Here is a 14,408-nt window from a genome sequence, read left to right as displayed (position 1 = left end):
TTAGGCCTCCGCTGGCTTCGTATTAGGCGAAATCTTGAAATCTGGCTCTTCGACCTGCGCTTTATCGTATGCGCGGATACCCCAGATGATTAGGCCAATAATGAAGAATGAAGACGGCGGTAATAGCAATAGACCGTTAGAAACGTACCAGCCACCTTCGGTAGCCAATGGCAAAATTTCATAGCCTAGCAACTTACCCGCACCGAATAGCTCACGAGGAATCGCAATGGCAATCAACAGAGCTGAGTAGCCCAAGCCATTACCGATACCGTCTAGCAAGCTTGCACCTGGGCCATTTTTCATGGCGAAGGCTTCAGCGCGACCCATCACGATACAGTTGGTAATAATCAAACCAACAAATACCGAAAGCTGCTTAGATACATCATAAGCCACCGCTTTCAACACCTGGTCAACCACGATCACCAAAGAGGCGATAATAGTCATCTGCACGATAATACGAATGTTGTTTGGAATGTGGTTACGCACCAAAGACACAAACAAGTTAGAAAACGCCGTTACTGTGGTTAAAGCCACACACATAACCAGCGTTACTTTCAAACTACCCGTAACCGCCAACGCCGAACAGATACCCAAGATCTGTAGAGCAATAGGGTTATTCTGGATAATTGGGGTAACTAAAAGCTCTTTTGCTTTCATGGCTTAGGCCTCCCCTTTTTGCAAATTGTTTAACAGCGGACGGTAACCGTTCTCACCTAACCAGTAGCGGTATAGATTTTCCAAACCGCGAGTGGTTAGAGTTGCACCTGATAGACCATCGATTTCGTGCTTAGAATCTTTAGGTGCTTTACCCTTTAAGATTCGAACGGCAACATCACCATTGGCGGAGTACATCTCTTTGCCAACCCAGATGGCTTTCCACAATGGGTTATCAACTTCACCACCTAGCCCTGGAGTTTCTTTGTGATCGTAGAAACCGGTACCAACCACGGTGTTTAGATCAGAACCCAATGCCATAAAGCCGTATAGCTGACCCCAAAGGCCATAGCCTTTTACCGGCAAAACGATGGTTTCTAAACTACCACTGTCATTGTTAATCAAGTAAACCTTGGCGTATTTTTCTTTACGCAAGATTTTCGCAGGATCATTGGCCGCTGTAAGAGTTTCAGAAATCGCAGGATTTTTTGCCGCTTTGTTTTGGTCGTAAGCATCGATAGACACAATGCCGTCAACGTCTTCAGCGCTAACAAATTTACCTGTGCTCAAATCAACAAGCTTAGGCGTTACCTTTTTCATCAACTCATTAACATCAGCGCCATCAGCCATCAAACCAGCTGCTGCAAGAATGTTTTTGTTGAAGTCTAATTTCTTATTGGCGTCCTGTGCTGGCTTCAGTACTACCGCCGCTGTTGATACAACGATGGAGCAAACAATACACAGGGACAGTGCAACAATAAGCGTCTTCTTAATAGTATCGTTATTAGCCACGAGCCAATCTCCTCTTAACGTTAGCCTGCACCACAAAGTGGTCGATCAGCGGAGCAAACAAGTTGGAGAACAGGATGGCCAACATCATGCCTTCTGGGAAAGCCGGGTTTGCCACACGAATCAAAATCACCATGATGCCGATCAGGGCACCAAACACCCACTTACCGGTGTTGGTCATCGAAGCCGATACTGGGTCGGTTGCCATAAAGAACAAACCGAAGGCGAAGCCACCCACTACCACATGCCAGTGCCAAGGCACATTCATCATTTGATTAGTTTCAGAACCAATCGCGTTGAACAAGGTGGTCATCAAGAAGGAGCCGATTAAGACACCTGCCACAATGCGCCAGGCTGCAATGCGCATAACCAACAATGCACCACCGCCGATGATCAAGGCTAAGGTAGAAGTTTCACCGATAGAGCCCTGCATCTTACCAAGGAAGGCATCTGTCCAGCTCAAACCATTGTTTACAACTGTCTCAACACCACCGCTGGCCAATACAGACAAGGCTGTCGCACCGGTGTAGCCGTCAACCGCTGTCCATACTGCATCACCCGACATATAAGATGGGTAGGCAAAGAATAGGAAAGCACGACCGGCCAAGGCTGGGTTCAAGAAGTTCTTACCCGTACCACCGAAGACTTCTTTTGCAATCACAACACCGAAGCTAATACCTAGCGCCGCTTGCCATAAAGGAAGATCTGGAGGACAGGTTAAAGAGAATAGTACCGAGGTTACGAAGAAACCTTCGTTTACTTCGTGCTTACGCACCGTCGCAAACAATACTTCCCAGAAACCACCTACCGCAAATACGGTCATGTAGATTGGTAAGTAATAAGCCGCACCATGTATTAGGTTATCCCATATGCTCGCTGCATCGTGACCGGCAAATAGCGCGATCAAAGCACCACGCCAGCCTTCAACTTGGGTAATACCCATGTCGGCCATAACGCTGTTCGCCTGGAAACCTACGTTGTACATGCCCCAAAACATTGCTGGGAAAGTACAAATCCACACCGTGATCATAATACGCTTTAGATCGATATGATCGCGTACATGAGCCGTGGTTTTGGTTACGTCTTTTGGTTTAAAGAAACCAGTATCAACGGCTTCCCAGAGGGCATACCATTTTTCGTGCTTGCCACCCGGGTGCACATGGGGGGACATGCTGTCTAATAGCTTTTTCAACATACTTAACCCTCCTTCTCAATACGCGTTAAGTTGTCACGCAAGATGGGGCCATACTCGTATTTACCTGGGCACACATAGGTACACAAGGCCAAGTCTTCCTCATCCAGCTCCAAAGCGCCCAGTTTTTGCGCCATATCGGTATCGGCCACAATCAAGGCTCGCAATAACTGAGTTGGCAAGATATCCAGTGGCATGATGTTTTCATAAGCACCTACTGGCACCATAGCTCGCTCAGAACCATTGGCCGAAGTGTTAAAGTCGAACAACTTACCCTTCATTAGGCTGGAGATGAAAATCGCCAAGCTAGAGTGTTTATTAACACCTGCACGTAAGTAGTGTAGAAACTCACGCTCGCTCTCACCTTCTTCCAATACTGCTACCTGATTGGCGTAGCGGCCTAGGTAAGCAAATGCTCCGTTGGCTTTACGGCCACCGAAAACACCACCAGAGATCACACGCTGCTCGCCGGCTTTTAGCTGACCAGCCGTTAGCTCATCAGTGTTAGCACCTAAGCGAGTGCGAATCAGGCGAGGCTGCTCAACACTAGGTCCAGCCAAGGCGATCACACGATCAGTGCTGATCTGGCCTGAAGTGAATAATTTACCAATCGCAACCACATCCTGGTAGCCCACAGTCCACACAGTCTTGGTGGCGCTTACAGGGTCTAGGAAATGAATATGAGTACCGGCGTTACCGGCTGGGTGAACACCTGAGAACTCGTGACTCTCAACGCGGCTGCTGTTGCCGGTTAGCACATCTGCACCAGAAGCCTTACAAACGTAAACCTTGCCAGTCGTCAAACGTGATAGCACGGTCAAGCCGTTCACGAAATCGTCACGCTGGGAGCGGATAATCACCTCTGGGTTAGCCGACAATGGAGAAGTATCCATGGCGGTAACAAAGATGGAGTTCGGTGCGCTGTCTAGTGCCGGTACTTTACTGTACGGACGAGTGCGCAACGCCACCCAAAGACCACTGTCGTTCAGGTTATCTTTCACCTGTTCTTCAGTTAACGAAGACAATTGCTCAACGCTGTAGCTGGCGAAGCTTTCTGCTTCATCGCCTTCTACATCGATCACAACCGACTGCAACACACGCTTAGCACCGCGATTAATCGCGGCTACGGTGCCGGCAGCAGGTGCGGTGTAGCGCACGCCTTCGGTCTTTTTATCGGTGAATAACAGCTGCCCAAGCTTCACTTTGTCGCCTACGGATACCGCCATGGTAGGTTTCATACCATGGTAGTCAGGTCCAACAACGGCGACAGAGCGAATAGACGGACCATCATGGATGGTCTGCTCGGGAGCCCCAGTTATGGGTAGATCGAGTCCCCGACGGATATTTATCATACGTCTCTGCCTAATCACTTAAAAGAAAAGTGGATAGACCAGATTGTCTTACGCCCCGCCTTGTAAGCGGCGACTGCAAACCAGTCCATGTATTCTGTGCCGAGCACCCGTACAGTGCTGCAGCATATGGTCAGCCTCCTGGGCAAACCCGCGGCAGGCGTATTGAGACAGAAGCCCTGCTTCCTTTATATAAGGTAAACACGGCTAGCCAGAGGCTAATATGACATCAAACGGCTGCTGCTCTAAATTCGTACAATAATAAGCGGGTTATAACCTTCGCTTATTTGGGCGACTATTGCTTTTCTTATCGCCCTATCTTTATCTTGTTATTCTCGTGATTCTTTAATGGTGACCATGGAACCAAATAAAGCATTACATCGTCTTATTTAAAGATATTGGCATCTTCGAGGCTACCGACACCGCTCAGGGTTTCATCTTAGGATTTCATCCTAATTGCAGGCTGACTCCCACGGCATTGCAAAATGAATCCTTACCAGTTTAGTAGAAACCTCATATTTCGCACGAGACGCCGAAAAATCCGCCAATTTGACACCTAAAACATTATTTCTAGGCTTAAGCTTCTGATTTCACGGCGAGTTTTAGCCGCATAGAACTAAAACGGCGCAATTATAAAGATGCCACGACTAGCTTGCCAGCATAAGCGCAAAGTTTTCGCCTTTTTTTCTGTAAAAAAGAAGGGGATAACTAGGAATTGTCGAATTTTCGACAATGCGCTCACTATTCAACCAACCCAAGCATGGTTGGCTAAGCCACACAATTAAAAACAATACAGACCTGCTTGAGTTATAAGCCATTTACAAAAACGAGACACAAAAAAGCCGGGGCTAGCCCGGCTTTTTTAACTTAAGTATTCCTTAAGCTTGCGGGTACATATTGTAGTTAACGCCCGCCATATCTTCTAAGCAGCGCATTACCTGACAGCTGTAGCCGAACTCGTTATCGTACCAGCAGTACAATACCGCGCTGGTACCATCAACGATGGTCGCCTCGGAATCGAATACGGAAGCATGACGTGAGCCAACAAAGTCAGAGGAAACCACCTCTGGCGAGTTGGTGTAATCGATTTGCTGCTGCAGTGTTGAGTGCAAAGCAGCTTCGCGCATATAGGCGTTTACTTCTTCAACAGTTGCTTCTTTTTCCAACTGCAGATTCAAGATTGCCATCGATACGTTTGGCGTTGGAACACGGATCGCATTACCGGTTAGCTTGCCGGCTAATTCAGGCAAGGCTTTTGCAACCGCTTTTGCCGCACCGGTTTCGGTGATTACCATGTTCAATGCAGCAGAACGACCGCGACGATCACCTTTGTGATAGTTATCGATCAAGTTCTGGTCATTGGTATAAGCGTGAACAGTCTCTACGTGACCGTGCTTCACACCAAAACCATCCATCATGGCTTTCAATACAGGAACAATAGCGTTGGTGGTACAAGAAGCCGCCGATACAATTTTATCTTCTGGCTTAATTTCGCCGTTGTTAATACCGTATACGATGTTCTTAATGTTGCCCTTACCTGGAGCGGTAAGAATGACTTTTGAGGCACCGTTACAAGCTACGTGCTGACCAAGACCATCTTCATCACGCCATACACCGGTGTTGTCTACAACGATAGCGTTTTTGATGCCGTAGTCAGTGTAATCTACTTCGCTAGGCGAGTTGGCATAAATTACTTTAACTTCGTTACCATTAAGCACCAAAGATTGGTTCTCTTCGTCTACGCGGATGGTGCCTTTGAAAGAGCCATGAACAGAATCACGACGCAATAAGCTGGCACGTTTAACAAGATCATTTGGTGAACTGCCTTTACGCACAACAATGGCACGCAGGCGCATAACATCGCCACTACCAGCCTTCTCAACCAATAGGCGAGCGACTAGACGACCAATGCGGCCAAAACCGTATAACACGATATCTTGTGACTCAGGTAAAGGCTTCTCATTGCCGCCTACCAAGCCAGATAATTCTTGGGCGACGAAGTCGGCAGCGCTAACGCCCTGCTCCATTGGGCCGCCTTCTTTCATATAAGCAACGGTAATCTTACCTAGATCGATATGGGCAGGACCCAGGTTCATTGCGCATACGGCTTCTAAAATCGGGAAGGTTTCAAACTCAGACAATTCGTTGGATTCAACCTGACGCACAAAACGGTGCGACTTCATAATGTCGATTACAGAGCGATTAACCAAAGAACGGCCATACATATAAATGCCAATGTTCTTTTCACGGTTTAAACGGCCAATCATTGGGATCATGGCTTCTGCTAGCGCTTCGCGCTCTTTCCAATCTTTAAAGTAGTCGTCCGGCTTTGGTCGATTCACGGTACTTACCTTTTGTTGAACTAGCGCATTCGGCGCCAGTGACGGTTGAACAAAATTGTCACACCCAATCCTTTGGATGCCCACCCCCAGAGACTAAAATTTGGCCTAAATGCCCGCCCAGCTGGTGAGTGGGCGCTATTATCGTGATTCAATGCCCCTTCCGCAAGGGACAATGGCGAATGCTGACCATAAATCTAATGGATACACTGGCTCCAAGCTCTAAACTGGTTACAATAGCCCGCCTTAAAGGTCTTAGGGCCTGCTATATAGCCCAGCCGAACAGTTGATCGAGTTAATTAGAGAGTGATAGATGAGCCAGCGTGTTAGCCCATTACAGCCCAACATAGAGACCAACAAGCAACATAGTCTCTACTGGCAAGGTCTACATGGCTCGGCTGGCGCCTTAGCAATAAGCCAAAGTGCCACTCAGCACGACGGACCTATCTTAGTGATCTGTCACAATGGCGCCGAAGCGGCTCAACTCGAGGCAGAAATTGGCTTTTATAGCCCTAATCAAGACATTATCCACTTTGGGGATTGGGAAACTCTGCCCTATGACAACTTCTCCCCCCATCAAGATATTATCTCTGAGCGTTTAAGCGCCCTATACCGCTTGCCGCAACTAAAATCCGGAATTATCTTGTGCGCAATGTCCACCTTAATGCACCGCTTGGCGCCGGCCAGCTTTGTTAGTGCATCCAGTTTATTTATCGAAGTTGGGCAACGCTTTGATATCGAGCAGCAGCGAAAGTTATTGCAAGAGGCGGGCTACATCTGTGTAGATACGGTATACGAGCACGGTGAGTTTGCTGTCAGAGGCTCATTATTGGATATTTTCCCCATGGGCTCGCCCGTGCCTTATCGTATAGATCTCTTTGATGATGAGGTGGACTCGCTACGCAGTTTCGACCCTGAATCCCAGCGTAGCCAAGACAGAGTAGAAAAAGTCGAATTACTGGCCGCCAAAGAGTTCCCAGTCGATGCCGCCGCCTTAAGGCAGTTTCGCCAACGCTGGACCGAAGAGTTCAGCAACAGCGACCCCAAATCCTGCAGTATTTATCAGGATATCGCTGCCGGTATTGCTCCAGCAGGGATTGAATATTACCTGCCCTTATTTTTTGAAGAATGCGCCAGTCTGTTTGATTATCTTCCGGACAACACCTTATGCGTAATGAGCGGTCCATGTCACCAGGCCAGTGAAAACTTTTGGCGCGATATCAGCGAGCGTTACGAGAGCCGAAAAGGTGATGTAGAGCGACCCTTGCTTAGCCCGGCCCGGCTGTTTTTAGGTGCTGGCGAGCTGTTTGCCGCTCTAAAGCAATATTCACGTATTGAGCTTAACCCGGAAAAAGAATCTCCTAACAGCATTCAATACGACTGCCGCAAGCCTCCCGAGCTGCCGGTTAACGCTAAGGCTGAGAATCCTCTTACCGCCTTAGAGGCATTTTTACTGCAAGATGATAATCGCGTGCTCTTCAGTGCCGAGTCGGCCGGTCGTCGCGAGTCCCTGCTCGACCTGCTGCGTAAAAATCGCCTGCAACCTACAGAGGTAGAAAGCTGGCAGGACTTTGTCGACGGTGAAGCGGATTTAGCCATTATTGTTTCACCGCTAGATCGCGGCTTAGTACTGGCGCAAGAAAATGTCAGCGTCATCTGTGAATCCCAATTATTTGGTCAACGGGTGCAACAAACTCGCCGTCGACGCAAAGCGCAATCTGAACACAGCGACTTTGTCGTTAAGAATTTGGCCGAGCTGAATATCGGCGCCCCTGTCGTACATATTGACCACGGTGTTGGTCGCTACCGAGGCCTACAAACTATTCACACCGACGGCCAAAGCGATGAGTTTTTGATGCTGGAATACGCCGACGAAGCCAAGCTCTATGTCCCCGTCGCAAATCTACATTTAATTGCCCGCTATAACGGCGCCGAAGAGTCACTTGCGCCATTGCATCGCCTAGGCAGTGAACAATGGCAAAAAGCCAAACGCAAAGCCGCCGAGAAAGTTCGTGATGTCGCCGCTGAGCTTTTGGACATCTACGCCCGTCGAGCAGCGCGTAAAGGCTTCAAGTTCCGCGACCCGAAAGACGCCTTTGATGATTTTGCGGCCGGTTTCCCCTTCGAGGAAACCCCTGACCAGGTTGCCGCGATTGAGGCCGTCTTTAGCGATATGACCCAAGAGAAGGCCATGGACCGCTTAGTGTGTGGTGATGTAGGTTTTGGTAAAACCGAAGTCGCCATGCGCGCCGCCTTCCTAGCCGTGCATTCAGGTAAACAAGTTGCCATGCTGGTTCCTACCACCCTGCTGGCACAGCAGCATTATGAGAATTTTAAGGATCGCTTTGCCGACTGGCCAGTGAACATCGACGTTATCTCCCGCTTCCGTACTGGCAAAGAAACCCAAGCTGTTGAAAGCAAACTCGCGGATGGTAATGTCGACATTCTCATCGGCACCCATAAAATTCTGCAATCGGGCTTGAACTATAAATCACTTGGCTTATTGATTATCGATGAAGAGCATCGCTTCGGTGTTCGCCAAAAAGAGCAGCTGAAGTCGCTGCGCTCGGAAGTTGATATCCTTACCATGACTGCCACGCCGATTCCACGAACCTTAAATATGGCCATGTCAGGCATCCGCGATCTGAGCATTATCGCGACACCCCCTGCCAAGCGCCTATCGGTGAAAACCTTTGTTCGCGAAAGCGATGCCGGCCTGGTAAAAGAAGCCATTTTGCGTGAGCTCTTACGTGGCGGCCAGGTCTATTACCTACACAACGAAGTTAAAACCATTGAAAAGGTAGCCGACGAGCTCGCCGCTGCCGTGCCTGAAGCTCGTATCTCTATTGGACATGGCCAAATGCGCGAGCGCGAGCTAGAACAAGTCATGAGCGACTTTTACCATAAGCGCTTTAATGTCTTGTTATGCACCACCATTATTGAGACTGGCATCGACGTACCAAACGCCAATACCATTATTATTGATCGTGCGGATAAATTTGGTTTGGCGCAGTTACACCAATTACGCGGCCGAGTTGGGCGCAGCCACCACCAAGCTTACGCATACCTGCTAACTCCCAATAAAAAATCCATGACCCGCGATGCACAAAAACGCCTAGAAGCCATCGCGAATGCACAGGACCTGGGCGCTGGCTTCACCTTGGCAACCCACGATCTAGAGATCCGTGGCGCCGGTGAACTACTAGGCGATGATCAGAGCGGCCAGATGCAAGCGGTTGGCTTCACCATGTATATGGATATGCTCGATCGTGCCGTTAAGGCCATACAGCGAGGTGAAACGACAAATATAGAAGATCCACTTGATACTCAGGTGGACGTTAACCTGCGCGTACCAGCCTTAATCCCAGAAGACTATTTACCGGATACTCACAGTCGATTGATTCTATACAAGCGAATCGCCAGCGCCGAAAACAGCGCGCAGCTACGGGAGCTGCAAGTAGAAATGATCGATCGCTTTGGCTTATTGCCTGATGCCATCAAAAATCTATTTAGAGTTACTGAGCTCAAGCTACAAGCTACGGGCCTTGGCATCGAAAAACTGGAAGCAGGCAGTCAAGGCGGTGTGGTGGAATTTGCTAGCCAGACTAAAGTTGACCCGATCACCATCGTGAATATGGTGCAACAACAGCCACAGAAGTTTAAACTCAACGGCGCCAATCAGTTAAGGTTCAGTCTAGATTTGGACAATAACGAAACTCGAATCAGCACTGTTGAGCAGCTAATAAACGCGCTCAGTGGGCAACAAAAATAAAACGCGGGGAAACTGCTAGTCCAAATACGGGTCCTAGCTACATTCACCGCAAGGCCTTTGAAGTAAAATCAGGGGCAAGAATATTCATTAATCGCTAAGGATTAGATTCAATGAAACAACACTCCATCGCGCTGGCAAGCTTGTTTGCCGCCGCCATAAGTAGCATTAGCCCAATTAGCCTAGCTCAAGCTCAAGAAGGCGGTGCGAGCGCTGAGCCAGAGCATTGGTATGCGGTGGAAGTGATCGCCTTTAAGCGCCTGCAAATCAACCAAAACGAACGCCCCATAAATTTGGAACGCCTCAGCTTGAGCTACCCAAGCAATAGTATGAGCCTTGTCAGCGCTGAGATTGCAGCTGAAATGAACTCCAAACTAAAAGCGGAAACAACAGGAAGCACCGAGACATTGGCAGGCACGAATACCGAAGCCGCCAGCAGTGCAGCTGATCTTGAGTTTACTCAAAGCAATAGCGATGAGCTCATCGATTCCCCCCTAGTTAGCAAATCATTGATACCTGGTGCCTTCCTAGTAGCCACTCCCAAGGCAGAGCAAGAGCTTAATCCTCAGGCTGGCAGCCTCGCCCGAAGCCGCAATCAGCGAGTGTTATTTCACCATCGCTGGAACTTGCAGCTACCACCACAACAAAAAAAGCACAATATTGCCATTAACGGCGGGGAAAGATTTGGTGATCACCAAGAGCTAGAAGGTTATATTCAGCTCAGTCGCTCTCGTTATCTACACATCGAAACCAACGTCTGGCTCAGCCAGTTCGCCATGGCCCAAGCCGAAGATTTCGGACGCTGGTTAAACCTACCAAAACGCCCAAGTCCTTTCGAAGAAGTTAGACTAGAAGAGCAACCAGCAGAGACAATGGGTCTTTCTTTAAATGACAGCCGGGAAACGACTGAATCCATTACCGCGACATATACTCTTGCTAATACGTCCCTTTCAGAATCCAAGGAGACGCCTGCAAGTAATTATGTGGTGAATAGCATCGAGCAACTACAACAAAAACGCAGAATGCGCAGCGGTGAATTGCATTATATCGACCACCCAGCCTTTGGACTGCTGGTAAAACTCAGCCCGATTGAAGCGCCGATTTGGCCATTCGATAATTCACTTCTGCCCGCAATTCCAACAAACATGGAAGCAGAGATAAAAGAAACTGACGCTAAAGAAAAAGAAAGTACCGCTCCAGCGAGCACCGCTAAAAGTGGAAGTTAGCTACTTTCTTAAGATGGAGTGCGCAGCCTGATAGCTGCGCACAATGGTAGAGCTTTAGTTAGCCTACTGAACGCAAACAACGTCTTCGGCTTGTAAACCTTTATCACCATTTTGCAGGTCGAATTCTACCTTTTGGCCTTCAGCCAAAGATCGATACCCTTCCCCTCGAATACTCCGATAGTGAACAAAAACATCGTCACTACCCTCACCCCTTGTAATAAACCCATAGCCGCGTGCATTGTTAAACCACTTGACTACGCCATTTGCACGATCAGACATTCCTAACCACCCTTCCTGATAAACTAATCATAACTAGTTTTTTATCTCCGCCGTTTCCCTTGGCATTTGCCAGCTTTACACTGATCGTACATCAAGCCAAGACGGAGCCAAACTACCCTCAGATAGCGACAACCGCTTCCGTCTGGCGCCTAAATCCTAAAGATAAAACCACAAGGATTATGGCGACTAGTACTTTTTAAGATATTTGATATTGATTGTCTAGTACCTATTGTTGGGATTTGAGGCTTTTCAGCGCATCTTTACACAATAGGACTCGATAATTTGGCGAACTTGCGTGGTACAAGAGCCTAACTGAGAGTAGATCTCATCCATGGTAATGGGTGTTGAACTGATTCCTGCCGCCCAATTCACTACCATCGCCAGCGCCACATAGGGAATATTGGCTTCGGCGGCGAGAGCGGCTTCAGGCATCAAAGTCATTCCGACTAGATCGCAGCCATCTTGCTTAAGTCGTTTAATTTCAGCGGGAGTTTCCAAACGCGGCCCCTGCGTGCAGCCATAAACAAAGCCTGTAGGAATAGCTGCCAAATCTGCGATATCTTGATTCATTTGGGCATTAAAAAGTTCGGAGCAATCGATATGGTCCAGAGGATAACTTAGGCCATCAAAAAAGGTAGATAATCGAGAATGACTATAATCGATAACATCGTTAACCAAGGCCAAGGACCCGGGTGGAAGTTCATTGCTAATACCGCCCACCGCATTAACGGCAATAAGCTTTTCAATTTGCAAAGCTTTAAGCGCCCAGATATTAGCGCGATAGTTAATAAGGTGCGGCGCTATGCTGTGCTCACTACCGTGGCGCGGTAAAAAATAAACCAGCGTCTCGGTGGCAAGCGGCAACCGAATTTGAAACAGTAATACTGGCTGTTCAGAAAATGGCGTTGGAATCGATATTTCAGCGACAGTTTCGGCGCCCGGGTAATCATCTAAACCCGAGCCACCAATAATCGCAATGGGAAGGCTTGCAGCCCCTTGAACAGTTTGCTGCAAACAAGACGCTTGCAGCTCAGCAGAAATAGTTAAGCTCACCAAGCGTCCTATTATTTATTAAACATTAAATTAAGGTTGTTTTTCAGCAACCGCGTATATACCAGGCGCATTTCGCAAATAACCCTGATAATCCAAACCAGCGCCAAAAATAAAGCGATCACCTACCGTAACGGCTCGATAATCAATGGCGATATCTTTTTTCTCGCGCTCGTGCTGCTTTTCGACCAAAACCCCAGCCTGCACTTGAGTGGCGCCCTGCTCGATACAATACTCTTTAAGTGAGTGCAGACTCAAACCTAAATCGAAAATATCATCTAACAGCAGCACACTGCGCCCAGCTATGGAGATTTGGGATAAAGCAGGCCATCGTGTTTCTTGCTTGCCGGTTGGGCCTGATGCAGCATTCACGTATTCAAGCTGCAGTTGAAAATCCAACAAAGGCAGCAACTGACCACAGGTCACCAAACCGCCATTCATAATACATAAGATCAAGGGGTTTTGATCATGCAAGCGTTTACGAATCTGTTTGGCCATGTCTTGCACGCCTTGCTCAAGAGCATCGGCCGAGTGTAAACACTCCGCACTGTCCCAAACCGCTTGCAGCTTTTTATCAACCAGCTTCATATCAAACCTGTCCAGTGGGAAGTTCGGCCCTTGGAAGCTCTGCGTTCAAATTATTAAAATGGACTGTAGATGTTGGGTAAGCGCACTCAGCACCATGACTATCTATAATTGCCAAAATCTTTAGCAGCACATCTTGCTTCACTTCATGGTAGTGCGCCCAATTTACCGTCTTCGTAAAGGTGTACACGAAAAAGTCTAAAGATGAAGGGGCGAAAGCATTAAAATTGACCATTAGAGTCTGATCATGATCGATTTCATCATGAGCTTCTAGCATGGCTTTTACGTCATTAACGATAGCCGTTACCTTGGCAGCATCGTCGTATCGAATACCGATGGATTCATAAATTCGGCGATTAAGCATACGAGATGGGTTTTCCAAAGATATTTGAGTAAACGTCGAGTTCGGCACATACAATGGGCGCTTATCGAAAGTTCGAATACGTGTAAGGCGCCAGCCGATATCTTCTACAGTACCCTCAATATTTTTGTCCGGTGAACGTACCCAGTCGCCTACTTTAAAGGGACGATCCATATAGATCATTAGGCCACCAAAGAAATTGGCTAATAGATCTTTTGCAGCAAAACCAACCGCTAGGCCGCCAATACCACCAAACGCTAAAACCCCAGAAACGCTATAACCTAAGGTTTGCAAGACCACAAGCACCGAGGTAATGATGACCGAAACACGCAGCAATTTGCCCATTGCGGAAACGGTGGTCTGATCCATAGGCTGGTGAGCATATTCGGGGTCGACCAGGTTTTTTTCAGCGCGAGTGATAAAACGCACCAAAAACCAAGCAATAATGGCGACTACACCCACTTCGCGAATGGGCTGCACCGCTTCCAGCAGATTAACTTCAGACTGGCGCGCTGATATCTCTAATGCCCAACACAAACCTATGAGCCAAACAAACCATCGTACCGGCTTTTGTGCCGCTTCAATCAAAGCATCGTCCCAAAGGTTTTTACTCTTCGTGGCCTGCTTCATTAAATTGTTGAACACTACGCGGGCGACAAATGCCACCAACAAAGTCGCCACAACAATAATAAAAACTTCGGCAATCCAAATATTTTCTCGCCCGGTAATTTCAGACAGCCAGCCTGGCATGGCTACCGCAGAATGAATCATCAACAACTTCCTGTGAAAAAAATACTAATTAATCTAGCTGTTCT

11 protein-coding genes are annotated in these 14,408 nt (G+C 48.0%); 2 read left to right on the top strand and 9 right to left on the bottom strand.

Annotation, left to right across the window (positions count from 1 at the left end; all coding sequences use genetic code 11):
- From Q1A08_RS00695 to Q1A08_RS00675, 5 genes are all read right to left on the bottom strand, one after another.
- On the bottom strand, positions 1 to 657 hold the full coding sequence (locus Q1A08_RS00695; RefSeq protein ID WP_299768240.1) for an NADH:ubiquinone reductase (Na(+)-transporting) subunit D: 657 nt from the start codon (positions 655 to 657) through the stop codon (positions 1 to 3).
- Between the two features lie 3 nt (positions 658 to 660).
- Positions 661 to 1,446: a Na(+)-translocating NADH-quinone reductase subunit C gene (locus Q1A08_RS00690; protein WP_299768237.1), complete on the bottom strand. Its 786-nt coding sequence runs from the start codon at positions 1,444 to 1,446 to the stop codon at positions 661 to 663.
- The gene (locus Q1A08_RS00685) at positions 1,439 to 2,638 is read right to left on the bottom strand and encodes an NADH:ubiquinone reductase (Na(+)-transporting) subunit B (protein WP_299768234.1); all 1,200 of its coding nucleotides are present in this window, start codon (positions 2,636 to 2,638) and stop codon (positions 1,439 to 1,441) included. Before Q1A08_RS00685 ends, Q1A08_RS00690 begins: the two co-directional genes overlap by 8 nt.
- A 2-nt stretch (positions 2,639 to 2,640) precedes the next feature.
- Positions 2,641 to 3,987: a Na(+)-translocating NADH-quinone reductase subunit A gene (locus tag Q1A08_RS00680; RefSeq protein WP_299768231.1), complete on the bottom strand. Its 1,347-nt coding sequence runs from the start codon at positions 3,985 to 3,987 to the stop codon at positions 2,641 to 2,643.
- Positions 3,988 to 4,862: 875 nt separating this feature from the next.
- Positions 4,863 to 6,326: a glyceraldehyde-3-phosphate dehydrogenase gene (locus tag Q1A08_RS00675; protein ID WP_299768228.1), complete on the bottom strand. Its 1,464-nt coding sequence runs from the start codon at positions 6,324 to 6,326 to the stop codon at positions 4,863 to 4,865.
- A 310-nt stretch (positions 6,327 to 6,636) separates the two neighbouring features.
- Between Q1A08_RS00675 and mfd the strand changes: the two genes are divergently transcribed.
- Together mfd and Q1A08_RS00665 are read left to right on the top strand one after the other, a co-directional pair.
- Positions 6,637 to 10,095 carry a transcription-repair coupling factor gene (gene mfd, locus Q1A08_RS00670; protein WP_299768225.1) on the top strand — a complete coding sequence of 1,153 codons (3,459 nt, stop codon included), beginning with the start codon at positions 6,637 to 6,639 and terminating at the stop codon, positions 10,093 to 10,095.
- 110 nt (positions 10,096 to 10,205) lie between these two features.
- The gene (locus Q1A08_RS00665; protein WP_299768223.1) at positions 10,206 to 11,318 is read left to right on the top strand and encodes a CsiV family protein; all 1,113 of its coding nucleotides are present in this window, start codon (positions 10,206 to 10,208) and stop codon (positions 11,316 to 11,318) included.
- A gap of 63 nt (positions 11,319 to 11,381) precedes the next feature.
- Here Q1A08_RS00665 and Q1A08_RS00660 read toward each other — a convergent pair whose 3' ends face one another.
- The 4 genes from Q1A08_RS00660 to Q1A08_RS00645 form a co-directional block, all read right to left on the bottom strand.
- Positions 11,382 to 11,597 (bottom strand): cold shock domain-containing protein, encoded by a 216-nt coding sequence (locus Q1A08_RS00660; protein ID WP_299768220.1) that lies wholly within the window; start codon positions 11,595 to 11,597, stop codon positions 11,382 to 11,384.
- 249 nt (positions 11,598 to 11,846) lie between these two features.
- Positions 11,847 to 12,650: an S-methyl-5'-thioinosine phosphorylase gene (locus Q1A08_RS00655; RefSeq protein ID WP_299768217.1), complete on the bottom strand. Its 804-nt coding sequence runs from the start codon at positions 12,648 to 12,650 to the stop codon at positions 11,847 to 11,849.
- A 30-nt stretch (positions 12,651 to 12,680) separates the two neighbouring features.
- The gene (locus Q1A08_RS00650; RefSeq protein WP_299768214.1) at positions 12,681 to 13,235 is read right to left on the bottom strand and encodes a hypoxanthine-guanine phosphoribosyltransferase; all 555 of its coding nucleotides are present in this window, start codon (positions 13,233 to 13,235) and stop codon (positions 12,681 to 12,683) included.
- A 1-nt stretch (position 13,236) separates the two neighbouring features.
- Positions 13,237 to 14,364, bottom strand: coding sequence for a mechanosensitive ion channel family protein (locus tag Q1A08_RS00645; RefSeq protein WP_299768211.1), 1,128 nt, complete (start codon positions 14,362 to 14,364; stop codon positions 13,237 to 13,239).
- Positions 14,365 to 14,408: the final 44 nt, after the last annotated feature.

The organism is uncultured Pseudoteredinibacter sp. (assembly GCF_947500695.1).
Taxonomy (GTDB): Bacteria; Pseudomonadota; Gammaproteobacteria; order Pseudomonadales; family Cellvibrionaceae; genus Pseudoteredinibacter.
The sequence above is the reverse complement of the archived record's forward strand: the minus strand, read 5'-3'. Positions and strand labels throughout refer to the sequence as shown.